This is a genomic window from Pseudomonas sp. FJ2-5-13 (assembly GCF_029201605.1).
Classification (GTDB): domain Bacteria; phylum Pseudomonadota; class Gammaproteobacteria; order Pseudomonadales; family Pseudomonadaceae; genus Aquipseudomonas; species Aquipseudomonas lactis.
Map to the genome: position 1 here is coordinate 3,897,326 of NZ_CP104045.1, position 21,219 is coordinate 3,918,544.

Here is a 21,219-nt window from a genome sequence, read left to right on the forward strand (position 1 = left end):
TCATATATGACTGGTGAGGCTCATCAGCGGCAGCATGATCGCGAGCATGATCACCGCCACCAGCACCGCCATGACCACGGTCAGGGTCGGCACCAGTGCAGCGAGCAAGCGTTCGATGGCGCGCTTGGCCTCGACGTCGAAGATGTCGGCGACCTTGAGCAGCATGCTGTCCAGTTCACCGGCCTGTTCGCCGACTTCGATCATGTGCAGCGCCAGCTCCGGTAGCAGCGGCTGGCGACCGAACGCATCGGCCAGGGTGCCGCCGCCCTTGACCCGTTGCGCCGCCAGCGCCACTTGCGCCTGGAGCGCACGGTTGCTGCAAACCTGCCGGGCGATCACCAGCGCGGGCAGCAGCGCCACGCCATTGCTCAGCAACGTGCCGAGGGTGCGGGCCAGGCGGGCGGCTTGCACCCGTTGCAACAGCGGGCCGATCACGCGGATGCCCATCAGGTGACGGTCGTAACGCTCACGGCGCAGGGGGTCGCGCAGGCGCGCCGCCAGGACCCATCCACTGATCGACAACCCGGCCAGCACCACCAGGCCGTAGGCGCCGAGGAACTCGCCGAGCCCCAGGATCACCTGGGTGATCAGTGGAATCGGTACGCCAAGGTCCTGAAAAATCGGCACGAATTGCGGCACCACATAGGCCAGCAACAGCGCCAGGGAACCCAGTACACCCACCACCAGGAACGCCGGATAGATCAGCGCATTGATCACCTCGCCGCGCAGCAACTGGCTGCGCTCCAGGTAGTCGCTGAGCTGGCGCAGGGTGCCTTCCAGCGCCCCGCCGGCTTCACCGGCGCGCACCATGCTCAGGTACAGCGGGGAAAACGTGCCGCCCTCCTCCTCCATCGCCGCCGACAGCGGTTTGCCAGCCTTGACCTGGTCGCGGATACGCTCGATCAAGGCCCGCACCTGGGGATGACGGGCTTGCTTGAGCAACAGGTTTAAAGCGCGCTCGAGGGGCTGGCCGGCGCCCAGTAGCGTGGCCAATTGCTGGGTAAAACTCACCAGCGCTGCGCCCTTCAACTGCCCGCGTGCCTGGCGCAACAAGGGGCCGCTGGCCGTTTCGATGTGCAGTAGCAACCACCCGCGCTGATGCAAGACGGCGACAGCGGCCGCCTGGTCAATGGCCCGCAACGTGCCGTTCTGGGCCACGCCCTGGCTGTCCAACGCACGGAACTTGAACAGGCTCACGCGTCGTCACCACGGGTGACGCGCAGCACTTCTTCCAGGGACGTGACACCGGCCAGGGCCTGGCGCAAACCGTCTTCATACAAGGTGCGCAAACCGGCGCGGCGGGCGGCGTGTTCGAGGCTGGCGGCGTCGGCGTGGCCCATCAGCAGGCCACGCAACTCGTCGTTCATTACCAACAATTCAGTGAGGGCGCTGCGACCGTGATAAGCGCCGCGGTAAAGCAGGATCGGACGCTGCTCGGTCAGGCGATCCAGGCCGTGCTCCTGGATCAATTCCGGCGGGGCCTGGAAAGCCACCCGCGTGGCAGGGTCCAGGCGGCGCACCAGGCGCTGGGCGAGGATACCGCTGACCGTGGAGGCAATCAGGTAGCTTTCCACGCCCATGTCCAGCAAGCGCGTGATGCTCGCCGCGGCGCTGTTGGTGTGCAGGGTTGAGAGCACCAAGTGACCCGTGAGGGAGGACTGCACGGCGATACGGCAGGTTTCCAGGTCGCGGATTTCGCCGATCATGATCACGTCCGGGTCCTGGCGCACGATGGCGCGCAGCGCTCCGGCAAAGTCCAGGCCGATGGCGGGCTTGACCTGGATCTGGTTGATCCCTTCAAGCTGGTATTCCACCGGGTCTTCCACGGTGATGATCTTGCGTTCAGCCGTGTTGAGTTGCGACAGCGCGGTATAGAGCGTGGTGGTTTTGCCCGAGCCTGTGGGCCCGGTGACCAACAGGATGCCGTGGGGCCGCGCCAATAGATCCTGGAAGGCCTCCAGGCGCGGGCCATCAAAGCCCAGGCTGGGGAAATCGAATTGCACGGTTTGCCGGTCCAACAGGCGCATCACCACCGACTCGCCAAAGCTGGTGGGCACCGTGGACACCCGCAGGTCCAACGCTTTGCCCTGGATGCGCAGCATGATGCGCCCGTCCTGGGGCAAGCGCCGTTCGGCAATGTCCAGGCGCGCCATGATCTTCACCCGCGAGATCACCGCCGCCGACGAACTGGCCGGCGGCGCTTCGGCGTCGTGTAACACACCGTCGATGCGGTAGCGCACCTTGAGTTGGTTTTCGAAGGGTTCGATATGGATATCCGAAGCGCGCTGTTCCACCGCGCGCTGCAGGATCAGGTTGACCAAGCGAATCACCGGTGCTTCGGAAGCCATGTCCTTGAGGTGTTCGATATCTTCCAGGGCGCCCCCCTGCTCATCGAGGTTTTCGATCAGGCTGCCCATGGCGGAACGGCCCTGGCCGTAATAGCGCTCGATCAGCGTGTCGACTTCAGTACGCGAACCGATGGCCAGCCACACCGGCACCTCACAGGCATACGCCAGGGCCTGGAACGGATATAACTGCGCGGGGTTGGCGGCTAGCACACGTAACCCACCCTGCTGCCAACCCATGGGCACTATCTGGTAATGACGCATGAAGCGCTCGGTGAGCACGGGAAGCGGGTCGAGCAACGGCGGCGCCGCGTCGGCCAGCAGCAGTGGCGCATTCAGCAAATCGGCCCAGGCGCGAGCCAGTTCGATTTCAGACACTAAGCCCAAGCGCGTGAGTAAACCGAGCAGGTCGCCAGGCTCGGTGGATAAACGCTGTGCGCGTTCCAGATCAGCGGTTTTGAGCCCGGCGTGCTGCATCAGCCACGCGCACACCTGGTCGGTGTGCGGGATCTGCATCTTGCAAGCATCGATGGGCGCTGACGACATCATTGAGGAATATCTAACGTTGCGAAAAGTATGGCTATTTAGAACTACCGAACAATGCCATTAGTTCGCCATAGCCCAGGCAGGCGTTAGCCGGGTGTATCGACTGGAAGTTATAGCCCTAGTTCCGGATGAGGGGGTAATTAAATACAAAACATTGCCAAACGCACTGATTTAGAGCGTTAGCAGCCAATAGCCACTAGTTGCACTTAGCCATAACGGCGGGTCATTCAGGTGCTCTCTCTTTCAATTAACTGACAGTGCAAAAGATTCAAGCGCTTAACTTCCGCATCGGTGGCTAATACACCCAGACTTTGCAGAACGCGTGTGGCAGCGAGTACACCAATCTCCAACGCGGGTGGCTGGAGGGTGCTGAGGCTGGGCAGCAACATGGGGGCAAACGGGTAGTCGCCGAATCCCAATACGGCGCAGTCCTGGGGGATGCTCAGCCCGGCGCGTTGACCGGCCAGCAAACCGCCAGCGGCGAGGTTGTCATTGGCGAAGAAAATCGCGTCGGGCGTGATCGCCTGCCCCATCAGCGCTTCCATGGCCTGCTTGCCGGCGTCGAAGGGGGCGCGGTCGGCGTCCGGCACAAAGACCCAGGGCTGCACACCCAACTCGGAAAGGGTCGCGGTAAACCCATCGCGGCGCTCCAACGCACTGAAGTCGCCTACTGCGCTGTTCTGTACGAAGGCGATGCGCCGATAGCCCTTGCCATGCAAGTAGCGCGCGGCGCTGACGCCCACTTCGTAATGGGAAAAACCCACTTGCAACGGCGCGCGTTCCGGCACGTAGTCCCAGGTTTCGACGATCGGTATATCTGCCTCGGCGATCATCTTCTCGGTGCCTGGGCTGTGAAAGCGGCTGGTCAGCACCAGCGCTGCCGGCGACCAACCGAGAAAAGCGCGCACCGCGCTTTCCTCCTGCTCGACGCTGAAATAGCTGGAGGCCAGCAACAGCTGGTAGCCGTGACGACTGAGGGTGTCGCTAAAGCCCTGCAGCGTATTGGCAAAAATCGGCCCCGAGATATTCGGGATCACCATCGCAACGATTTTGCCGCGCGCGGAGGCCAATCCACCGGCCACCAGATTCGGCACATACCCCAACTGCGCAACTACCTCGGCGATACGTTCACGGCGCTCGGGCGAAACCTGTTCAGGTTGGTTGAAGTAACGCGACACGGTAATGGCCGACACCCCGGCCTGGCGCGCCACGGTGTTGAGGGTGACGCGGCCGGCGCCCCGGCGCTTGCGCGGTTTGTGTTCGTCCACGGCACAATCCTCAAAAAGGAATATAAAACTAATTTTTTAGTATTTGACGCTCTAAACGGTCGCCTTCAATAATCCAGATGTTAGCGCTAACAAAGCGCACTGTCTGCTACTCGCTCGAGCGAATGCCCAAGACATTTTCACAGGCGCTGACGGTCGCAGAACCGCAGCGGACCAGGGTATTTTTTCGAGCGGGCACAGCATGCATAACTTTCCACGGCACACCCCTTTGTTGCTTCTGGCAGGCCTTTGCGCCTTGCCCGTCTGCGGCGCTGTTGCGGCTGACGAACAGGAACCCACGCTCCAATCCGTGACAGTCACCGCCACCCGCCGCGAAGAATCGCTGCAAAAAGTCCCGGTGGCCGTCTCGGTGCTCGAGGGCGAGCAACTGGAGCGTGACAATCGCAACGGGGTGGCGAGCATCGCGCAGCAGGTGCCATCGCTGAACTTTCGCACCGGCGCTTCGAACAAGGACACGTCACTGTTCGTGCGTGGCGTGGGCACCATTTCTACCTCGCCGGGCGTTGAGCCAACGGTGGCTACGGTGATCGATGGCGTGGTCTATGCACGCCCCGGCCAGGCCACGCTCGACCTGTTGGACTTGGAGCGCATCGAGGTGCTGCGTGGCCCGCAAGGCACGCTGTTCGGCAAGAATGCGTCGGCCGGTGTGCTGAATATCACCAGTAAGGCGCCGACTGCCCAGACCCACGGCTTTATCGACCAGTCGTTCTACAGCGGCAATGAAAGCCGCACGCGCTTCGGCATCGGCGGCAGCCTGGTGCCGGAGGTGCTCAAGGGTTCGGTCAGCACCTTGTTCGGCAGCTACGACGGTAACGTCGATAACCGCCACAATGGCCAAGAGGTTAACGGTTACAACCACAAGGGCATTCGCGGCAAGCTGGAATTCACGCCCAACGATGACGTGACACTGACCCTGATCGCCGACTACATGCAATCCCACGATGACGCGCCCAATGGCGTGGTCAGCAAGTCCCTGAGCCCGGCGTTCAGCAATGCCTTGAGGCCGGTGCGCGCCTCAAGTGACAACCGCGATATCAACACCGATACCCGCAGCCATGTGGAAGATACCAACAAGGGTTTGTCGGCGCAGCTGGACTGGAACCTGGGCGACTACACCCTCACCTCGATCACCGCCTGGCGCGGCTGGGACAACATTCAATATCAGGATGGCGACCGTCTCGGCACGGTCACCGCCGTGTTCCCCGGCACCGCCGACAAAGGCGACCTGGCGTTCGACCAGTATTCCCAGGAGCTGCGCCTGGCCTCGCCCAAAGGTGAGTTCCTGGAGTACGTCGGCGGCCTGTTCTACATGCATGGCAAGGATGAAGAAACCTACCAGCGCACCCTCACCACCACGACGCGTGTCGACCGTGGCATTGCCGACTACAACACCACCAGCGACAGCTACGCGGCGTTCGGCGAGACCACGCTCAACTTCACCTCGCGCTTTCGCGGCATCGCCGGTTTGCGTTACACCCATGACGACTTGAAGTACGACCATCGCCGCGTGTCCACCTCTGCCACTGCCGTCAGCGGCATTCAACCGGCGACGTCGAGTTCTGGTTCGGTAGACGAGGACGGTTGGTCCGGGCGGCTGGGCGTGCAGTACGACATCAGCGACACCGTGACCAGCTACCTCACCTACTCGCGCGGCTACAAAGGCCCGGCCTATAACGTGTTCTTCAACATGCAGCCGCGCGACACCGACGCGCTCAAGCCGGAGACTTCCAATACCTGGGAAGCCGGAATCAAGGCCACTGCCTGGAACAACCGCCTGACCACCAACCTGGCGGTGTTCCACAGTGACTACGACAACTACCAAGCCAACTTTTTCGACACCGTCGCCGGCCAAGTCGTGACACGCCTGATCAACGCTGGCAGCGTCAGCACCGAAGGCGTCGAGCTCGATTACGCCCTGCAAGCCACCCAGCAACTCAAGCTGTCCGGCGCCCTGGCCTATACCCGGGCGCGCATCGATCAGTTCGCGTGCCCGCCAGGCGCAGCGGCAACCTGCAACGTCAATGGCAAGCCACTGCCGTTCAGCCCGGACTGGAAAAGCTACGTGCGCGCCGACTACAGCATCCCTCTGGATAACGGCCTGGATATCGAACTGGGCACTGACTACAGCTGGCAGAGCGAAGTGCAGTACGACATCAGCCAGAATCTGGACACCAAACAAGGCGCCTACGGCATCTGGAACGCCAGCGTGGCCCTGGCTGACTACACCAACGGCTGGCGCGTGGCGCTGTTGGCGAAGAACCTCGCCGACAAATCCTACTCACCGCTGCTGGCCAGCGGCGGCAACTACATCTACCGCGCCGTGCCTCGTGACGATGAGCGTTACTTCGGCGTGCAACTGCGCAAGGATTTCTAGCATGAGCCGTCAACTCAAACTCGGCGCCTTCCTGATGGCTACGGGGCACCACGTGGCCGCCTGGCGCCACCCCGACGTACCGGCGAACGCTGGCCTGGACTTCGCCCACTACAAGCATTTGGCACGGGTGGCGGAAGCGGCGAAGTTCGACGCCCTGTTCGTGGCCGACAGCATTGCCGCGGGCACCGGCGAGGTCGCCAGCCAGATGGCGCGCTCCGATCATTTCGAGCCGCTAACCCTGCTCTCGGCGCTCAGTGCAGTGACCGAGCACATCGGCCTGATCGCGACCGCCACCACCAGCTACAACGAGCCCTACCATGTGGCGCGCAAATTTGCTTCGCTGGATCACCTGTCCGGTGGCCGTGCAGGCTGGAACCTGGTGACCTCGGATAACGCCGCCGAGGCGCTGAATTTCGGTCGCGACGAACACCTGGGGCATGCCGAACGCTACAGCCGCGCGCGGGAGTTTCATCAGGTGGTGACGGGATTGTGGGACAGCTGGGACGACGATGCTTTCGTGCGTGACAAGGCCAGCGGGCGCTATTACGAGCCAAGTAAACGCCATGTGCTGGACCATGTGGGCGAACATTTCCGGGTCAAAGGCCCTCTGAACGTGGCGCGCTCGCCCCAGGGCCAACCGGTGATCGTGCAGGCCGGCTCCTCGGAAACCGGCCGTGAACTGGCCGCGCAGACCGCCGAAGTGGTGTTTACCGCGCAGACCTCATTGGCCGACGCGCAGGCCTTCTACAGCGACCTCAAAGCTCGCTTGGGCCAATACGAGCGCGAGGCCGATTCGCTGAAAATCATGCCGGGCGTGTTTGTGGTGGTGGGCCAAACCGAAGCCTTGGCCCAGGCCAAATTCGAAGCGTTCCAGGCGCTGGTCGAACCCGAGGTGGGAGTGGCGTTGCTGGGGCGCATGCTGGGTAATTTCGACCTGTCCGGCTACCCGCTGGATGAGCCGCTGCCCGAGCTACCCTTGACCGACAGCGGACAGCGCAGCCGTCAGCAACTGCTGAGTGAACTGGCCCAACGCGAACAACTGACGCTGGCGCAACTGGGCCGACGCATTGCCGGTGGACGCGGTCATTACAACGTGATCGGCACGCCGGTGCAGATCGCCGATGAGCTGCAGCGCTGGTTTGAAGAAGGTGCGGCGGATGGCTTCAATATATTGGTACCGCACTTGCCGGGTGGGCTGGAGGATTTTGCCGGTTTGGTCGTTCCTGAGTTACAGCGGCGTGGTTTGTTTCGTCGCGAATACACCGGCACCACACTGCGCGAAAACCTTGGTTTGGTGCGCCCGGGCAACCGTTACAAGGCGGCTCGATCATGAAGAACACGGTCCGCTCGCCGAGCAAAGGTGGCCTGAGCGATTACTGTTTTGTCGCCAACACGAACCGGTGCACGAGCCCACCAAACACGCCACCGAGCAAAGGCACCACCCAGAACACCCACAACTGGGCCATCGCCCAATCGCCTTGAAACAGTGCCACGCCCGTACTGCGCGCCGGGTTAACCGATGTATTGCTCACCGGAATACTGATCAGGTGAATCAAGACCAGCGCAAACCCGATGGCCAGCGGCGCAAAACCGGCCGGCGCCTTTTTATCGGTAACACCCAGGATGATCAGCAGGAAAAACGCCGTGAGTACAAACTCGGTGACCACCACTGACAGCAACGAGAAGCCACCCGGCGAGTGCTCGCCATAACCATTGGTGGCAAACCCCGCCGATACATCAAACCCGGCCTTGCCGCTGGCGATCAGGTACAACACCCCGGCCGCTGCAATCGCACCCAGAACCTGAGTGAGGATGTAGGGCACCACGTCCTTGCCATCAATACGCCCCGCGGCGAGCAAACCCAGAGTGACCGCCGGATTGAAATGACCGCCGGAAATGTGGCCGACGGCGTAGGCGATGGTTAATACGGTTAAGCCAAATGCCAAGGCCACGCCTACAAAGCCGATGCCCAGCTCAGGGAAGGCGGCAGCCAGAACGGCACTGCCGCAACCACCCAGTACCAGCCAGAATGTGCCGAAGAACTCGGCGGCTAGACTTTTTGTCATGAGGGAACTCCTTGAAGTAAGGTCAAAGAGTCGGAGCGTAACAACGGGGTACCGACGTTGGATGTGGGAAATTTCCTTGGTGTGTGGTGCTTTTGAAAAATGGCGGAGGATGGCGTGGACAATATGGGGAGTGGTATTCATCGGGCGACTCTTGCTTGCGATGGAAGAACGTCCCACCGCTAGGTTTCGCACGCACTCCTCCCTATGTCGCGCCTGGATAACACCGATCAACACGGGCAAGTTGCAATGACCGTAAGCCCCCCTTGGACGGCGTGAAGACAGGTGCATAACCACACGGTGAGCACACCTCATCTAGTTCCCAGACCACCTCTCAATTCCCCACCAACCTTAAACCATCGCACGACATCAAACCGCAACAGTCATCCAAGTCATTCTGACCTGCTGGCGAAAACGCATCTTCATCTCGTGGACTAGTGGGATGAGGGTTGCTGGAAGGTACTAAACGGGCCAAATCGAGAGGATTCGGGTCCTGATCAAACCAAACCAGGCCTCCACGCGCAATCAGATCCAAATGCAGTGGGCAATCGTAACCTACGCGTTGAGGGTCCTGATTATGTTGACCGAACCCAAGGTGGACGCCAGGACAACGCTCATTGATATGCGAATTCAACTGAAGCCCCGTGCGAATGCCGATATTCGTACCAAAACCTAACTCGCCAACATTACGCACGCAGGGAGATGAAAAGGCGTTATCCAAAAAGCCTTTAACCTCTGGGCTACCACATGACCAATTGATAGCTCGCCCCTCGCTGATCTCCACCGTTACTGGGTAAGCTTGCAACCGAGCATCACGATCAGTAACCGTGTTGACGTTAAATGCAAAATCAGCAACCAACACACCGTCGACACTTGCCGGAAAGGTGGCGACCTCGCCTGCGGGCAAAACAACTGTGCCTCCTGGGCGAGCACGGCCTCGATTACTGACCCAACGGTACGCGTTGTTATCCAACGTTATAGATAGCCGGGTTCCCCCAGGTGACTCAACACGTAACCGCGAAGATAGAAGTGCTCTTTCCAGCAAAGCAGTATTCCGTGCAGATAGTTCATCTGGCCCTATTTGCAAGGCCGTTGAGAACAATGCCTCACACGCATTTATTACCCTGAACATATAGCAACGTGATGTCTCAAAAGGCACAAGAGCTTTACGCAACACATCATGATTGGAAAGGGTATCTCGTTCCAATGTAAAGACGACGAGACGTCCAGCAAATGAATCGGGCGTCGGAAGTGCATTTATAAGACGCGTGAATAAAGCCTCATCTTTGAAAGGCTGCATCCAGACTCGCTGAAAAACAATGCCCTGACACTCCAATGCGGTGCACACCCAGGCCGCCTGTTCGGCACTATCATCAGCATAAACTACTATGACTCGATCATCGGACTTGACGTTAGCGTATTCATTTAACAGTCGTTGCACACCTTGCCAGGTTTCAATATTCATCTTGAACACCTCATCCGTGTATTCGTGTTGAAAACACCCGACCCCGATGAAACCTAGAGCCGGGCGCACCTATATAAAAACACCTAGCTTATTCTTTCCTGCTCCTGTGTATTCCAGGTAATAGACCAAGGTGCGGCAACTCCATCCTTGCCTGGATCGTCGTACTTCAACACACTGGAAACATGACGATTGGATTCCTGCACCACTTGAGCAGTATTTTTATCCAACAACTGCTGCACGAGCTCTGTAAGTTCTATCATGGTCTTCTCCAACTATGTTATGCCTGCCCAAATGCAGACTATTTAACATTAGTCGTCAACTGAAATAACACACGCCAGACGTTGCCTCTTAAGTGGTAGGATATCGCCCTTCGTAAAGAGAGAGCACACCTACAAAAAGGCAGGGAATTAATCATTACGTTTAAACCTGGTTTATTCAAAGACCAAGTATTGATCGGTCTTTGCCAATCCTGTATCTAACAGCGGGCCATTTTCAGCGTTACATCAAAGGATTACTCGAAATTAGGCGTCAGACGTTCTATTGCTGACAGAATCACCAGCGGAGAGTGAGCATTTTATTTTTGCCGCGTACGCCGCCACCTTATGCTGGAAATGCTTGCCTTATGAAGCACCTCTCGAAAGGCCTAGATCAAGTTCTACAAATGCCGAGCAAGTTCTGAACGTTGGGGCGAGCACTTGCTACCCCCCAGAAAAAAGACCAGAATTAAGACCTATATAGGAGTCTTATCTATGCAAAATATTCTGGCTGACGTAGCGGTGAGCGTTTCCGAACTCAAGAAAAACCCATCATCCGTCTTGAGCGGTGCCAACGGCCTGCCCGTGGCGGTATTGAACCACAACCGCGTTATGGGCTACATGGTTCCGGCAAATGTCTACGAAGCGATGGTAGAGCGCCTGGACGAATTGGAACTGGCTCACCTGGTAAAGGCTCGGCTCGACGCCAATGAAACACCCGTTCAAATATCTCTCGACGATCTGATTGGCGAGGCGGAGGCAGATATAGCCAATGGGCGCTGAATACGAGATTGAATGGGATCCGAAGGCGCTCAAGGAACTGCGAAAACTCGACGGTATGATACGTCTCCAGTTTCTGTAAAAGCTTCAGGAGCGACAGGCCGGACCGCGAGTGCCTAGCGATGCGCTTCACGGTATGAAAGATTGTTACAAGATCAAATTACCCGGCGCCGGCTACTGGCTGGTATACCGCGTTGAGGATGAGCGGATTGTCATCTTGGTTCTGGCCGTCGGAAAACGCGAACGCAGCTCCGTGTACGAGCAGGCAGCGAAACGGTAGATAACTGCGAGGAGGCTGGCGCGGTGCAGGGATTTGCCTTCAGGCTACCCATCAGGTGAGCCAGTTGCTTTGGCCCCGCTTCCAGAACTGCTTCATGTATTGCGCGGTGTACCTGGTCCATTTCGGGAAACCTCTTCGTGGTTGTCGTGGCGGACGTTCAGCTCATGGCGAAGATATGCGCCCTCAATCAGGGCTTCTTTTAATCGGGATTAAAGATTTGGCTCTTGGCCTGAATTGCGCAGATAGGCCCAGTCAACATCGAGCCGGAGCTCTTCACAGGTAACCGCCCTGCTCGACTCCCTTTCAAGATTGATGGCGAGGCCTGGACCTGCCCGGCGAAAGCCATTGGCGATCTGTTTCAGGTTCCCGGCGCTGGTGCCGCTGCGCTTGGCCAACGACTCCACCGAAGGTGTGTCGAGGGACCGGATGAGTTCGAGTAGCGTCATGTTCGTCTTCGAAAGAAGCTAAGATGGCATTTTGCTAATCTCAATAACAATAGCATTTCGCAATTTACCATTTGCTAACGCATGGACACTATTCGCCTATGGATATCAAAACTCTTCGGGTCGACGCGCTGCGGCGTGTCATCGGCCCACTCAGCCAGAAAGACTTCGCCGACCAGCACGATCTGGACGCTTCGTATTTGTCACAGATCCTCAATGGGCACCGCTCCCTCGGCGAGAAGGCGGCGCTCAACCTCGAGAAGAAAATCGGGCTCGCGCCTGGTGTGCTGGTCAACCCGAACGGGCACGGACCAGCAGTGATCGAGGGTGAGTACACTTCTCAGAATGTGGTGCGAGAGGCGGCTTCTGCCTACCAGGCCCTTCAGGACAAGGCTACGCCGCGGGCAGTTGCGGTTATCGAGAAACTCGCCAGGGCCGCGGCGAAGGGACGACTCAAGGAGTCGGATTTGGTTCTGCTTGAGGGCATAGCCGCCCTGCTTGAGAAGGCCAACGCTGAAAAGCCTTGAGCCAGATACAAAAAGCCCAGCGCGAGGCTGGGCTTAGGACACGAATACGGAATTATTGAGGTTTTACAGTCAGGATTTCGCCAAGTTTCACTGAGCGGATTAGTTCCCTCTGCTCCTCAATGGCTGCACTAGCTGCCATATGATAAATCGCCCGTCTTTCCTCCACGGACCCGTGGCGGAAAAAATCAGACATTTTCGACGAACCATGAATCTTCGTCGAAGCGTCTGCTGCCTTTTCGCCTTTCATTGGGATTCTCCGTTCAAAATACGTTCAAGCTCATTTTGATCATAGGGCTGGCTGACAAACACGTCAATTTCGTCAGCCGAAAGGTCAATGCCAATATCCTCGTTTCCTCCATCGGTATCCTTGATAATCACATCGACCTGCAACGCATCCTGGAACTCACGCTTTAGAGCGCACACAGATGTTTTTGCAGCATAAAACTGTCTGACAAACTCAGGGCAAGGAATATTTCTGCCGTCTTTTTTCTCTCTCGCTAGAACAAACTCCCACGCAAGCTCAGGACGCTGGTACACGTAAATGACTTGGGCAGACCTGTTCTGTTTATCAAGGGCGCGCGAGATGTTTCGCCGCGCTACTTCGAGATTCGCGAGGGTCCCATCCAACAGGAACGATTGGCGTTGCTGATAAACCAGATCCAGAGTGCGCTCAACAAATATTGTCACGCCACGTTGAAAAAGACTTGAATTTCGCCCTGTGTACTCGGGGAAATAATTTCTGAAATCGTCGGGGTCGATTCGTAACGCGTTTGAACCACCAGCCTGCATCATCCCGATAAATGCCCTGGACACTTCGGTTTTCCCCGCTCCTGGCGATCCTGCCATGAATACAGAGACTGGGTACTCATCGCTCGGATACGTCTCCAAACTCGCCAGTTCCCGGGCGATACGGGTTCGGTTTTGCTTTGCAAATGCCACAGCGCGTTCAGAAACGGCTTTGTCTTCCTGCGTCATGGACTCATCCCTCAAAAAATAGAGGCAGGACTTTAACACTCGCTATCCTGCCAGACATCCAGTGTAGTGGCGGCATCAGGCGGCCCCCGCGCCGATGCTCTACCCTGATCTCGCTTTTTGCTTTAGTGGACGTCGTTGAGATCGGGGACCATCAGCTCGTAATTACACATGCCGGCGCTAGCTACTTTGAGCAAGATAAAGCAACGATGAACGAGATCATCGCCGCCCTTCCCGTGTTGACCAATCCGGCCCTTGTGCCCTCAAACTAGCCAATAGGCTGCGTGTAAAATGAACACAAAAGGTTTGATTGACGGCCTGACAGTGTTGATCATTAAGCACTTAATCAAAATGGAGCGGCTATGACTCGGGTACGGAAAATCTCAGCGCTTGTCTTATCGGGGCTTCTTTGTTCCTGCACCATGACAGGGCAAAAATTCGCGCCACTTGAAAACGTGGACTTACAACGCGGTGTGATCTATGTGTACAGGCCCAGTAACTTCGATATGGGCCTAATGTCCGCGTTGATTTCTTTGAATGGAAAGCAGATAGCATCTCTGGAGAACGGTGGTTACGTAGCCGTGCCTGTTAAGCCAGGTGAGTACAAGATCACTCAGAAATGGAAAGCTGGAATCTTAGGGAACTCTAACCTTGAGAGCGGCACCACCACGACTGTAGTCAACGTTAAAAGCTCAAATGCCTCGTATGTTAGCCTCACATCCAGCGGCAAGAGAGTGGAAGCAAACCGATTTAATGCGGTTGCGGTTGAACTGAAGTGGCAACTCAATCAAGTCTCTGCAGACCAGGCACTGCCCGAAATCTCTCAATGTAGAGAGGTTGAGGCGATCTAGCCTGATCGATGGACGATACCTAGATCCAAATCGCAGACAAAGAAAAGCCCGCGATGGGAAGGGCGGGATTAAAGGATGTTCAATAGGAGCTGGGCTGAACATAGACAATCGACTGTGAAAAGGTCGTGGAATAAACTACGACTCTAGTTGGGTTATATATTCACAAATTATCCTTTTAGGGCTTTTATCTGGCGGCGATTTCTTTTTTGACTTCGCTAGGTACTTCCGTATTGTTGCCGAACTCACAGTAAGGTTGGTTTTTTGCCAATATTGGATCTCGAACTCCATCATCAGCGAGTTGTTTTTGCATAAGCGGCCAGTTACTTTTTTTGGTCAGTTCACGTTGTTTCTCAGGAACCCAGCGTGGCATTCCTAGACTGACAGCCTCAGCATTGTCATTCCATGAGCCTTGGCCTGCGCCTCGGACAGCTCTATATATGGTCCATCTCCTGAAATCGCTCACCCCGTCTTCTTTCATGGCTATTAGAAAGATATTGTCGGCTTGGAGTCGCGTGCATGATTGAGTCCAGTAGAGATAATCATGAATTGTTGCAGCCTCACTGTAATCGGAATGAGGAGATGCAATGCTCCATAGGGATTTGGGGATACTCGCGTAATCGGTGACGAAGCCGGCAGGGATTATTACTTGAGCCCCTGATGAGCCTATGTCGTACGTCTTATCTTTTAAAAGAATCCAGAAATCGTGTGCTGGGAAAGGCACCACAGGCGTAATCGACGTTCGTGCACTACAGCCAACCAAGGCTAGGACTAAAAAAAAGAGAGTTGGTAGTTTCATTTTTTCGCTGCTCCTGATCTTTCCAAGAGCATAGACAGGAACCCTTCGAACACAAGCCGTGGACGCTGACAGGGGAGCTATCAGTGAAAAAGTACGGCGAATATTCTTCTCAATTGCTGGTGTCAATGGCATAAGAAAGGCCAGATACAAGAAGCCCGGCGCTGGGCCGGACTTATAAATTCAATTATTGAAGATGGTCCATCGGAAGCTCAAGTGTCTCTCCACGTTTTGGTAACACTTGATCAACAGTTTTGATGAACCTCTCCCAACTATGTCCGTTCGCAATTGCCAAGCGTTGAAACATCACTAAAGTATGCATGTGCTGGGCGAGCATCGGATCGCCGATGTCTTGAGTGAGCCATTGATGAAGCTTCGTTTTTCGCTGGCCCTTAGCGTTCTTTGGGCTCTTACTTTCAAGCTCTGGTAGCAGGCCGGGAGCGAGGCGCTCGAATACGAGGTTCCTCGTATACTTACCTACAACGCTATAGCGATTTTTCTTCATTCCCGGCCAAACCCAGCCTTTTAGCTTATAAATATTTTCGTAGAACTCGTCAGGAAATTTCTTGACCCAGGCAGCAAGCTCTTTACTGACTAAGAGTTCTAAATATTGCTGGAGCGCGTCCGCAGGACGCTCGTCTTGAAAGCCGGTGGCCTCATCCACGAGTGCAATAATGCCTACTCGCGCGAATGAACGGATCAACACATCAGCAAATTGCGCATACCGAACTTCTTGCTCTGTCTTGAGCATGTCGGCATCGCGGGCTTGAAGCAAAGCCTCACACAGATCCTGCAGTGTAGATGCTTCAAATCCGTCGCTAGGCGCCCCTTTTCTAGGTGAACCACCTAGAAATTGAATAGGGTTTTGCATGGCCAGCATCAATGCATTGTTTTCAAACGTTTTTATGACCTTTAAGCTGGTAATTCGAGCGATACCTTGGCCACGCCCTTTCATGCCAATTGCCGCTGTCATTCCCCGTCCAGAAATCACTCTGCGACCGTCGTCTAGAACAAAACAATTTATTTCCAAGTCTGCAATTTTCAGCACGCCCTTGTGCGTAGCTGTTGGGAGACCTGCGGCACTACCAGCATCGACTTCCTTGACCATTAGCACTTCCCTCAGTGGTTGAAACGAAAAAATTGAAGACGGCAGCTTTTGTGGCCCGCCCCGACGATCAGGTGGCGGCGACACATAAACTATTCAGTCTTTCCTTACGTATTCGATGTCATCTCGTCAAAACTTCAACCGCGAACGCCATAGAAGTGGTTTAGCGCTATCAGCTCAATCACCGCCACGAAAACGCACAGAGCAATGAAATTAGGGCTGAACACCCGCGTACGGCCGGATGAGCCTCCGCTCAGACCAGCGACGTTAGAATAGCCGGGGAGCATCATAAGGAAAGCCAGGCAAGCAATGACCCCAACCTTGCTCCAGAAGGGCTGCTCTCGCCATGCAGTCATAGGTTCACCTAGGGCAGCAGCATCAGGAAAACCAACCGTATCCAGGGCACTTCATGGCTCTGAGGCGACGCAAAAGCGCTAAGCTCTCTGTAAATCCATATTCCGAGGCGCTGAGATTAGGTTCCTGTCCGATTCGCAAAAAGTCGTCAATCTCCTGGTCGTCAGCGACTCGCTTGAAGTTGCGGCATTGCTCTAAACGATCAGCCTCTGTTACGGGCATTGGTACTGCGTCGATCTTTTTTTCGTACTCGGTTTTTTCTTTTGGCATGCTGTAGCAGCCGGCGAAAAGAAGCGGCGCAGCTATTAGAGCGGCTATCCGTAAGGCATTCATCACTACATTCCCTTGCCCATACGAGCCCTGCTCAGCTCGCGGTAGTTCGATTTAGGTTGTCGCGCCCGACCAGGTATCTATTCGGGCTTGTTTCGATTTATTTGCCCCGCCTTCACCTCATCCCATACCCAGCCAGCCGCCACCCGTCCGTATGAAGCACCGCGTTCATCTTCAACACGGTCTGCGCGACTGCCCCATTCCCTGCCAGCCTCAGCCGCCCCGCAAACCTCAGCGGCTCAACGGCAAACCACATGAGGCCGGAGGCGACGCCCTGCAGCTCGCGCTTAAGGACTTGGTTAGGATTGGTGAAGGCATGACCAAATATCCAGGCAGGCCTATTGCGCCATTATCTCCTGATAGCGCTTCTGGTATTCGTCATAAGGCAGGTTCTGCTCAGTGAGCTTTTGGAGCTGGACCTGCTTGTACTGACTCTTAGTCATAGGTCCAGGTGCCGACTGCACGGGCGCAGCAGAGTATTTTGATGGAGCCCCTCCCCCAACCTTTGACCCGCTACGGGCATAGCTGCTCACAGTCCCGTCAGGAGCAATGGTCACCGTAGTGCTCTCTACCTCTGTGCCGATACCTGCGAAACCGACGTAGGCATAGCCCCAGCCCAAAACCTGCGAGCCGTCAGAATTCTGGGTGACTGCTGTGGGCGGGCCGAGAAGGGCAATCACTTCATTGCTGGTGGTTTTGCCTTTAATCAGGCTATCGATCTGGGCTTGTTCGATTTTGGTGCCACTGCTAGCGCAACCCGAGAGAAGCGCTGCCATTGAGAGGCAAAGAAGCATCTTTTTCATAAAGTCCCTTTCTGTCTTGAAGCCGGCAACTCAAGCCCTAGCTGGTGCTGCCAACCAGTCGTAATGAGGCGAATCTAACACCATTATTTAGCCACTACGAGTTGAAAGCTTTCTCCCCGAGAAAAATTAGCAAACGTCAAATCGCAAAAACAATTTGCTAATTTATTTAGCTATTGCTAATTTGCAACCACTCCTTCGCCACCTCACGGCGAAACAAGAGCACCTCAATTTTTGCGAAAGCCAACAACGCGGCGGGCCCTTGCTCGCCCTGGAGAAAGTGAATGTCACCCATCACACCGCTTCAGCTATTCAAGGTGATGATTTCCATCCTGCTCTACATAACCGCTTCTGGCGCCTGGCTGCTTTTCGCCGCGCGCGACCTGATCAGCAGTTCCTCGGATTTCGACGTGGCTGCGGCTTTCTTCGGTACCTCGGTCTGGCTCATTGCGAGTGCCTGCTTGTTCCTCCTCATCACCACGCCGAAATCAGGCGAATAACCCACTCATTCAGCTCCCAATACGTAGAGGGGCTCGCCAGGAGATCATCATGACTACCAACCAATACGATTCCCGCACCGCAGACAAGTTTGTGGTGCGACTGCCTGACGGTCTGCGCGCCGACATTGAAGCGGCTGCGAACGCCTCGGGTCGCAGCATGAACAGCGTATTCATCCAAGCCGTGCGCCAGTATCTGGACGGACAGAATCGCCAAACCTTGCTACTGGACGCACTGGCAAATGCCGGCGCCCCGCTCCCACCTGCTGTGAGTTCTAGCCTATGAGCCGCCGCAACGGACAACTGGGCGAGCGCCTGGTCGAGCTGTTCAACGCCCTGCAACGTCGGGAAACCACCTTCGGCCAGATCTACGCCATGTCCGCATCGTGCGGCATCGACGCGCGCAGGGTGCTGGCAGACCACTTTCAAGGTGGTGAACTCCATGGCTAAGACAGTACTGCGGGTGCGCCTTGATGGCGTCGCGTTCTACATGAACACCGAGACCTCTTCACCCGGTACCGGACACCGAAACAGGTATCGCTTGTCAAGACAGAAAACTACGGGCGCGATAAATCCGGCTGGATTCAGGTGGGTTCGATGGCTGGCCAGGAGTTGTTGGAAATAGAAGATGAAGGCGCCTTGCTGAAGGCGTGTGAAAAGCTGTTCACCAGCAAGAAGCCCCACCGCTACGACCTGCATGGCGCGATACGCGGCAAACCCGGCAAGTGGGAGGGGGAGGCCTTTCCCGTCAGGAAGTCAGTGCAAACAATGTCCTCTATCGAACAGTGATGACTCCATGGCCAAGTCAACTGCATTACCCATCAAAGAGACCGCGCCTCGCTTCCTCAGAGCGTCAACTGCCCCTGCGTACCTGGGCATGTGCCGGGAAGAATTTAATAAGACGGTTCGGCCTAACGTCCGTGAATTTCCCATTGGGAAACAGGGCGTTGGCTTCGACCGCATTGAGCTGGATGAATGGGCAGATTCCTGGGCCGAGTCCATGGCAATTGAAAAGCAGGCCGATCGGGACAACAATCGCCCCCGCAGTGAGCGCCAGGGCAAGAAGAAAGGAGAATTGCCATGGCCCAAAAAGCTATCACCGGGCTCCAGCAAATGCCGAACGGCATCTGGAAGATCGACAAAAAATATAGAGGAGAACGAATTCAAGAGAGTACTGGCACTTGTAACCGCGCCGAAGCAGAGCAATACCTGATTCACAAGCTGGAGAAGTTGCGCCAGCAGAAAGTATATGGCGTTCGGCGGGTCAGGACCTGGCGAGAGGCGGCGACTCGTTTCCTGCTGGAAGTGAAGGATCAGGCCTCGATCCATATCTCGGCAACTTATATGGAACAGCTAGACCCATTCATTGGCGACATGCCGCTGACCCACATTGATGACGATGCGCTCGCGCCATACATCCAGTCGAAGCTGAATCCGGCGGCAGGGAAGCCAGTCACGAACCGGACAGTGAATATCGCGCTTCAGCGTGTCATCAGGGTGCTAAACCTCTGCGCGCGAAAGTGGCGGGACGAAGAACGCCGGCCATTGCTCGACGTAATGCCGATGATTTCCTTGTTGGATGAGAAGACGAACAGCCGAAAGCCCTACCCGCTTTCATGGGAAGAGCAGTCGATCCTTTTCGCCGAACTCCCGGCGCACCTTCAGACCATGGCGACGTTCAAGGTCAATACAGGTTGCCGGGAGCAGGAGGTTTGCAAGCTTCAGTGGAATTGGGAGATTGCTGTACCGGAACTGGGAGCGAGTGTGTTCCTGATCCCGGCTGGTTTTGGGGGAAGGAGTGCCAGGGCTGGCGTGAAGAACCGCGACGAACGCCTGGTCGTGATGAATGACGTTGCCAAGTCAGTGATCGAGAAGCAGCGTGGCAAGCATTCGCTCTACGTCTTCCCGTTTGGCAAGCCAGATGGTGATGGGAATGAAACAACGGTTCACCGCATGAATGACTCGGCCTGGAAGAAGGCACGGATTCGGGCGGCAAAGAAGTGGCAGGAGAAGTACTTGCGGCCGGCACATGACGGCTTTACCAGGATCCGCATACACGACTTGAAGCACACCTTTGGGAGAAGGCTGCGTGCTGCTGGCGTGACTGAGGAAGATCGGAAAGCGCTGCTCGGCCACAAGAACGGAAGCATCACCAGTCACTACTCGGCGGCTGAGCTGGATCAGCTTATTGCGGCGGCAAACAAGGTATCAGCAACCGACTCACGCGCACCAGCGCTGACGATTCTGAAACGGAGAGAGGCATGATGAAAAACGCCAGGGTCACTTGGAAAGTCACTATGGCAGAAACAACAAAGCCGCTCGAAAGCGGCTAAGTCATTGAAAAATATGGTCGGGACGGAGTGATTCGAACACTCGACCCCTAGCACCCCATGCTAGTGCGCTACCGGACTGCGCTACGCCCCGACTAGGCGTGTTACTGGGCTCGCTTCTTAACGAAGCGAACCGGAATATACCGCAAGCTTTTGAAATGTGGAAGTATTTTTAAAGCTTGAATCATTTTTTCAGCACCACCAGTACATCTTCCAATTCGGAGATCATCTGGCGGATCAGTTGCTTGTATTGGGTGGTGTCGTCTTTGGCTTCATCACCGGACATACGCTGGCGTGCACCGCTGATGGTGAACCCCTGGTCGTACAGCAACGCGCGGATCTGTCGGATCATCAGCACGTCCTGGCGCTGATAATACCGACGGTTCCCGGTGCGTTTGACGGGGTTGAGTTGAGGAAACTCCTGCTCCCAATAGCGCAGCACGTGCGGTTTTACCGCACACAGCTCGCTGACTTCACCAATGGTGAAGTAGCGTTTGCCTGGGATGACGGGTAGCTCGTCGTTATGACTTGGTTCCAGCATAAGCCTCAACTCGGGCCTTCAACTTCTGCCCTGGACGAAAGGTGACCACACGGCGAGCCGTGATCGGGATTTCTTCTCCCGTTTTTGGATTGCGGCCAGGCCGCTGGCGTTTGTCTCGCAGGTCAAAATTGCCGAAACCGGACAATTTGACCTGTTCGTTGTCTTCCAGAGCGTGTCTGATCTCTTCAAAAAACAGCTCAACCAATTCCTTGGCCTCGCGCTTGTTCAGACCCAACTCTTCGTACAGACGTTCCGCCATCTCAGCTTTCGTCAAAGCCCCCAT

The 21,219-nt window shown here is 56.2% G+C and carries 26 protein-coding genes, 1 tRNA gene and 2 pseudogenes; 11 read left to right on the plus strand and 18 right to left on the minus strand.

Going from position 1 to position 21,219, the window contains the following annotated elements; translation table 11 throughout:
- The 3 genes from gspF to N2A98_RS17055 all read right to left on the minus strand — a co-directional run bounded on the left by gspF (nucleotide 1) and on the right by N2A98_RS17055 (nucleotide 4,159).
- Complete coding sequence (gene gspF / locus N2A98_RS17045) at nucleotides 1–1,197, minus strand: type II secretion system inner membrane protein GspF (protein ID WP_275622387.1); 1,197 nt, start codon at nucleotides 1,195–1,197, stop codon at nucleotides 1–3.
- The gene (gspE, locus tag N2A98_RS17050) at nucleotides 1,194–2,891 is read right to left on the minus strand and encodes a type II secretion system ATPase GspE (protein ID WP_275623619.1); all 1,698 of its coding nucleotides are present in this window, start codon (nucleotides 2,889–2,891) and stop codon (nucleotides 1,194–1,196) included. The genes gspF and gspE overlap by 4 nt, the downstream gene beginning before the upstream one ends.
- Before the next feature lie 227 nt (nucleotides 2,892–3,118).
- Entirely contained in the window at nucleotides 3,119–4,159 is a 1,041-nt protein-coding gene (locus tag N2A98_RS17055; protein ID WP_078803454.1) for a LacI family DNA-binding transcriptional regulator, read from the minus strand.
- Between the two features lie 199 nt (nucleotides 4,160–4,358).
- Between N2A98_RS17055 and N2A98_RS17060 the strand changes: the two genes are divergently transcribed.
- Together N2A98_RS17060 and N2A98_RS17065 are read left to right on the plus strand one after the other, a co-directional pair.
- Nucleotides 4,359–6,551, plus strand: coding sequence for a TonB-dependent receptor (locus N2A98_RS17060; protein ID WP_275622388.1), 2,193 nt, complete (start codon nucleotides 4,359–4,361; stop codon nucleotides 6,549–6,551).
- A gap of 1 nt (nucleotide 6,552) precedes the next feature.
- Nucleotides 6,553–7,884, plus strand: a complete 1,332-nt coding sequence (locus tag N2A98_RS17065; protein WP_275622389.1) for an LLM class flavin-dependent oxidoreductase — start codon at nucleotides 6,553–6,555, stop codon at nucleotides 7,882–7,884.
- A gap of 40 nt (nucleotides 7,885–7,924) precedes the next feature.
- On the opposite strand, the gene aqpZ is transcribed toward N2A98_RS17065, so the two are convergent.
- The 3 genes from aqpZ to N2A98_RS17080 all read right to left on the minus strand — a co-directional run bounded on the left by aqpZ (nucleotide 7,925) and on the right by N2A98_RS17080 (nucleotide 10,339).
- Nucleotides 7,925–8,617 carry an aquaporin Z gene (gene aqpZ / locus N2A98_RS17070; protein WP_275622390.1) on the minus strand — a complete coding sequence of 231 codons (693 nt, stop codon included), beginning with the start codon at nucleotides 8,615–8,617 and terminating at the stop codon, nucleotides 7,925–7,927.
- Between the two features lie 331 nt (nucleotides 8,618–8,948).
- Nucleotides 8,949–10,079, minus strand: a complete 1,131-nt coding sequence (locus tag N2A98_RS17075) for a hypothetical protein (protein WP_275622391.1) — start codon at nucleotides 10,077–10,079, stop codon at nucleotides 8,949–8,951.
- 83 nt (nucleotides 10,080–10,162) lie between these two features.
- Nucleotides 10,163–10,339, minus strand: coding sequence for a hypothetical protein (locus tag N2A98_RS17080; RefSeq protein ID WP_275622392.1), 177 nt, complete (start codon nucleotides 10,337–10,339; stop codon nucleotides 10,163–10,165).
- 489 nt (nucleotides 10,340–10,828) lie between these two features.
- Here N2A98_RS17080 and N2A98_RS17085 point away from each other — a divergent pair, with 489 nt between their 5' ends.
- Both N2A98_RS17085 and N2A98_RS17090 read left to right on the plus strand, forming a co-directional pair.
- Nucleotides 10,829–11,116 carry a type II toxin-antitoxin system Phd/YefM family antitoxin gene (locus tag N2A98_RS17085; protein ID WP_275622393.1) on the plus strand — a complete coding sequence of 96 codons (288 nt, stop codon included), beginning with the start codon at nucleotides 10,829–10,831 and terminating at the stop codon, nucleotides 11,114–11,116.
- Nucleotides 11,106–11,393, plus strand: a pseudogene (locus N2A98_RS17090) (type II toxin-antitoxin system RelE/ParE family toxin). The gene N2A98_RS17085 and the pseudogene N2A98_RS17090 overlap by 11 nt, the downstream one beginning before the upstream one ends.
- Before the next feature lie 209 nt (nucleotides 11,394–11,602).
- Here N2A98_RS17090 and N2A98_RS17095 read toward each other — a convergent pair.
- Nucleotides 11,603–11,839, minus strand: a complete 237-nt coding sequence (locus N2A98_RS17095) for a YdaS family helix-turn-helix protein (RefSeq protein WP_275622394.1) — start codon at nucleotides 11,837–11,839, stop codon at nucleotides 11,603–11,605.
- 98 nt (nucleotides 11,840–11,937) lie between these two features.
- On the opposite strand from N2A98_RS17095, the gene N2A98_RS17100 reads away from it, so the two are divergent.
- Nucleotides 11,938–12,363, plus strand: a complete 426-nt coding sequence (locus N2A98_RS17100; RefSeq protein ID WP_275622395.1) for a hypothetical protein — start codon at nucleotides 11,938–11,940, stop codon at nucleotides 12,361–12,363.
- Between the two features lie 52 nt (nucleotides 12,364–12,415).
- Here N2A98_RS17100 and N2A98_RS17105 read toward each other — a convergent pair whose 3' ends face one another.
- Together N2A98_RS17105 and N2A98_RS17110 are read right to left on the minus strand one after the other, a co-directional pair.
- Nucleotides 12,416–12,610 (minus strand): hypothetical protein, encoded by a 195-nt coding sequence (locus N2A98_RS17105; protein ID WP_032896299.1) that lies wholly within the window; start codon nucleotides 12,608–12,610, stop codon nucleotides 12,416–12,418.
- Complete coding sequence (locus tag N2A98_RS17110) at nucleotides 12,607–13,338, minus strand: zeta toxin family protein (RefSeq protein ID WP_032897851.1); 732 nt, start codon at nucleotides 13,336–13,338, stop codon at nucleotides 12,607–12,609. The genes N2A98_RS17105 and N2A98_RS17110 overlap by 4 nt, the downstream gene beginning before the upstream one ends.
- Nucleotides 13,339–13,697: 359 nt before the next feature.
- On the opposite strand from N2A98_RS17110, the gene N2A98_RS17115 reads away from it, so the two are divergent.
- Nucleotides 13,698–14,186, plus strand: coding sequence for a DUF2846 domain-containing protein (locus N2A98_RS17115; RefSeq protein WP_275622396.1), 489 nt, complete (start codon nucleotides 13,698–13,700; stop codon nucleotides 14,184–14,186).
- 184 nt (nucleotides 14,187–14,370) lie between these two features.
- On the opposite strand, the gene N2A98_RS17120 is transcribed toward N2A98_RS17115, so the two are convergent.
- The 6 genes and pseudogenes from N2A98_RS17120 to N2A98_RS17145 form a co-directional block, all read right to left on the minus strand.
- Nucleotides 14,371–14,982: a DUF1353 domain-containing protein gene (locus N2A98_RS17120; protein WP_186607664.1), complete on the minus strand. Its 612-nt coding sequence runs from the start codon at nucleotides 14,980–14,982 to the stop codon at nucleotides 14,371–14,373.
- A gap of 184 nt (nucleotides 14,983–15,166) precedes the next feature.
- Nucleotides 15,167–16,087: a P63C domain-containing protein gene (locus N2A98_RS17125; protein ID WP_186607663.1), complete on the minus strand. Its 921-nt coding sequence runs from the start codon at nucleotides 16,085–16,087 to the stop codon at nucleotides 15,167–15,169.
- Nucleotides 16,088–16,221: 134 nt separating this feature from the next.
- Nucleotides 16,222–16,440, minus strand: a complete 219-nt coding sequence (locus N2A98_RS17130) for a hypothetical protein (RefSeq protein ID WP_225931613.1) — start codon at nucleotides 16,438–16,440, stop codon at nucleotides 16,222–16,224.
- 22 nt (nucleotides 16,441–16,462) lie between these two features.
- Nucleotides 16,463–16,771 carry a hypothetical protein gene (locus N2A98_RS17135; protein ID WP_090291384.1) on the minus strand — a complete coding sequence of 103 codons (309 nt, stop codon included), beginning with the start codon at nucleotides 16,769–16,771 and terminating at the stop codon, nucleotides 16,463–16,465.
- A gap of 77 nt (nucleotides 16,772–16,848) precedes the next feature.
- Nucleotides 16,849–17,096 (minus strand): annotated as a pseudogene (locus tag N2A98_RS17140) (hypothetical protein).
- Between the two features lie 10 nt (nucleotides 17,097–17,106).
- The gene (locus N2A98_RS17145; RefSeq protein ID WP_186607734.1) at nucleotides 17,107–17,571 is read right to left on the minus strand and encodes a hypothetical protein; all 465 of its coding nucleotides are present in this window, start codon (nucleotides 17,569–17,571) and stop codon (nucleotides 17,107–17,109) included.
- Nucleotides 17,572–17,852: 281 nt separating this feature from the next.
- On the opposite strand from N2A98_RS17145, the gene N2A98_RS17150 reads away from it, so the two are divergent.
- The 5 genes from N2A98_RS17150 (at nucleotide 17,853) to N2A98_RS17175 (ending at nucleotide 20,330) form a co-directional block, all read left to right on the plus strand.
- Nucleotides 17,853–18,068, plus strand: a complete 216-nt coding sequence (locus N2A98_RS17150; RefSeq protein WP_186607662.1) for a hypothetical protein — start codon at nucleotides 17,853–17,855, stop codon at nucleotides 18,066–18,068.
- A gap of 49 nt (nucleotides 18,069–18,117) precedes the next feature.
- Nucleotides 18,118–18,351, plus strand: a complete 234-nt coding sequence (locus tag N2A98_RS17155; RefSeq protein ID WP_275622397.1) for an Arc family DNA-binding protein — start codon at nucleotides 18,118–18,120, stop codon at nucleotides 18,349–18,351.
- The gene (locus tag N2A98_RS17160; protein WP_275622398.1) at nucleotides 18,348–18,515 is read left to right on the plus strand and encodes a hypothetical protein; all 168 of its coding nucleotides are present in this window, start codon (nucleotides 18,348–18,350) and stop codon (nucleotides 18,513–18,515) included. The genes N2A98_RS17155 and N2A98_RS17160 overlap by 4 nt, the downstream gene beginning before the upstream one ends.
- 147 nt (nucleotides 18,516–18,662) lie before the next feature.
- Entirely contained in the window at nucleotides 18,663–18,854 is a 192-nt protein-coding gene (locus N2A98_RS17165; RefSeq protein ID WP_225931624.1) for a hypothetical protein, read from the plus strand.
- Between the two features lie 291 nt (nucleotides 18,855–19,145).
- Nucleotides 19,146–20,330 carry a tyrosine-type recombinase/integrase gene (locus N2A98_RS17175; protein ID WP_345774692.1) on the plus strand — a complete coding sequence of 395 codons (1,185 nt, stop codon included), beginning with the start codon at nucleotides 19,146–19,148 and terminating at the stop codon, nucleotides 20,328–20,330.
- An 82-nt stretch (nucleotides 20,331–20,412) separates the two neighbouring features.
- Here N2A98_RS17175 and N2A98_RS17180 read toward each other — a convergent pair.
- The 3 genes from N2A98_RS17180 to ihfA form a co-directional block, all read right to left on the minus strand.
- A tRNA-Pro gene (locus tag N2A98_RS17180) sits at nucleotides 20,413–20,489 on the minus strand.
- 90 nt (nucleotides 20,490–20,579) lie between these two features.
- The gene (locus N2A98_RS17185) at nucleotides 20,580–20,936 is read right to left on the minus strand and encodes a MerR family transcriptional regulator (RefSeq protein ID WP_003174972.1); all 357 of its coding nucleotides are present in this window, start codon (nucleotides 20,934–20,936) and stop codon (nucleotides 20,580–20,582) included.
- Nucleotides 20,917–21,219, minus strand: a complete 303-nt coding sequence (ihfA, locus tag N2A98_RS17190; protein WP_002553164.1) for an integration host factor subunit alpha — start codon at nucleotides 21,217–21,219, stop codon at nucleotides 20,917–20,919. The genes N2A98_RS17185 and ihfA overlap by 20 nt, the downstream gene beginning before the upstream one ends.

What these genes read in the sequence shown, in the direction of transcription:
- gspE (WP_275623619.1), bottom strand. Translation starts at nt 2,891, where the DNA reads ATGTCGTCAGCGCCCATCGATGCTTGCAAGATGCAGATCCCGCACACC.
- N2A98_RS17060 (WP_275622388.1), top strand. Translation starts at nt 4,359, where the DNA reads ATGCATAACTTTCCACGGCACACCCCTTTGTTGCTTCTGGCAGGCCTT.
- N2A98_RS17065 (WP_275622389.1), top strand. Translation starts at nt 6,553, where the DNA reads ATGAGCCGTCAACTCAAACTCGGCGCCTTCCTGATGGCTACGGGGCAC.
- aqpZ (WP_275622390.1), bottom strand. Translation starts at nt 8,617, where the DNA reads ATGACAAAAAGTCTAGCCGCCGAGTTCTTCGGCACATTCTGGCTGGTA.
- N2A98_RS17075 (WP_275622391.1), bottom strand. Translation starts at nt 10,079, where the DNA reads ATGAATATTGAAACCTGGCAAGGTGTGCAACGACTGTTAAATGAATAC.
- N2A98_RS17080 (WP_275622392.1), bottom strand. Translation starts at nt 10,339, where the DNA reads ATGATAGAACTTACAGAGCTCGTGCAGCAGTTGTTGGATAAAAATACT.
- N2A98_RS17085 (WP_275622393.1), top strand. Translation starts at nt 10,829, where the DNA reads ATGCAAAATATTCTGGCTGACGTAGCGGTGAGCGTTTCCGAACTCAAG.
- N2A98_RS17095 (WP_275622394.1), bottom strand. Translation starts at nt 11,839, where the DNA reads ATGACGCTACTCGAACTCATCCGGTCCCTCGACACACCTTCGGTGGAG.
- N2A98_RS17100 (WP_275622395.1), top strand. Translation starts at nt 11,938, where the DNA reads ATGGATATCAAAACTCTTCGGGTCGACGCGCTGCGGCGTGTCATCGGC.
- N2A98_RS17105 (WP_032896299.1), bottom strand. Translation starts at nt 12,610, where the DNA reads ATGAAAGGCGAAAAGGCAGCAGACGCTTCGACGAAGATTCATGGTTCG.
- N2A98_RS17110 (WP_032897851.1), bottom strand. Translation starts at nt 13,338, where the DNA reads ATGACGCAGGAAGACAAAGCCGTTTCTGAACGCGCTGTGGCATTTGCA.
- N2A98_RS17115 (WP_275622396.1), top strand. Translation starts at nt 13,698, where the DNA reads ATGACTCGGGTACGGAAAATCTCAGCGCTTGTCTTATCGGGGCTTCTT.
- N2A98_RS17120 (WP_186607664.1), bottom strand. Translation starts at nt 14,982, where the DNA reads ATGAAACTACCAACTCTCTTTTTTTTAGTCCTAGCCTTGGTTGGCTGT.
- N2A98_RS17125 (WP_186607663.1), bottom strand. Translation starts at nt 16,087, where the DNA reads ATGGTCAAGGAAGTCGATGCTGGTAGTGCCGCAGGTCTCCCAACAGCT.
- N2A98_RS17130 (WP_225931613.1), bottom strand. Translation starts at nt 16,440, where the DNA reads ATGACTGCATGGCGAGAGCAGCCCTTCTGGAGCAAGGTTGGGGTCATT.
- N2A98_RS17135 (WP_090291384.1), bottom strand. Translation starts at nt 16,771, where the DNA reads ATGAATGCCTTACGGATAGCCGCTCTAATAGCTGCGCCGCTTCTTTTC.
- N2A98_RS17145 (WP_186607734.1), bottom strand. Translation starts at nt 17,571, where the DNA reads ATGAAAAAGATGCTTCTTTGCCTCTCAATGGCAGCGCTTCTCTCGGGT.
- N2A98_RS17150 (WP_186607662.1), top strand. Translation starts at nt 17,853, where the DNA reads ATGTCACCCATCACACCGCTTCAGCTATTCAAGGTGATGATTTCCATC.
- N2A98_RS17155 (WP_275622397.1), top strand. Translation starts at nt 18,118, where the DNA reads ATGACTACCAACCAATACGATTCCCGCACCGCAGACAAGTTTGTGGTG.
- N2A98_RS17160 (WP_275622398.1), top strand. Translation starts at nt 18,348, where the DNA reads ATGAGCCGCCGCAACGGACAACTGGGCGAGCGCCTGGTCGAGCTGTTC.
- N2A98_RS17165 (WP_225931624.1), top strand. Translation starts at nt 18,663, where the DNA reads ATGGCTGGCCAGGAGTTGTTGGAAATAGAAGATGAAGGCGCCTTGCTG.
- N2A98_RS17175 (WP_345774692.1), top strand. Translation starts at nt 19,146, where the DNA reads ATGGCCCAAAAAGCTATCACCGGGCTCCAGCAAATGCCGAACGGCATC.
- N2A98_RS17185 (WP_003174972.1), bottom strand. Translation starts at nt 20,936, where the DNA reads ATGCTGGAACCAAGTCATAACGACGAGCTACCCGTCATCCCAGGCAAA.
- ihfA (WP_002553164.1), bottom strand. Translation starts at nt 21,219, where the DNA reads ATGGGGGCTTTGACGAAAGCTGAGATGGCGGAACGTCTGTACGAAGAG.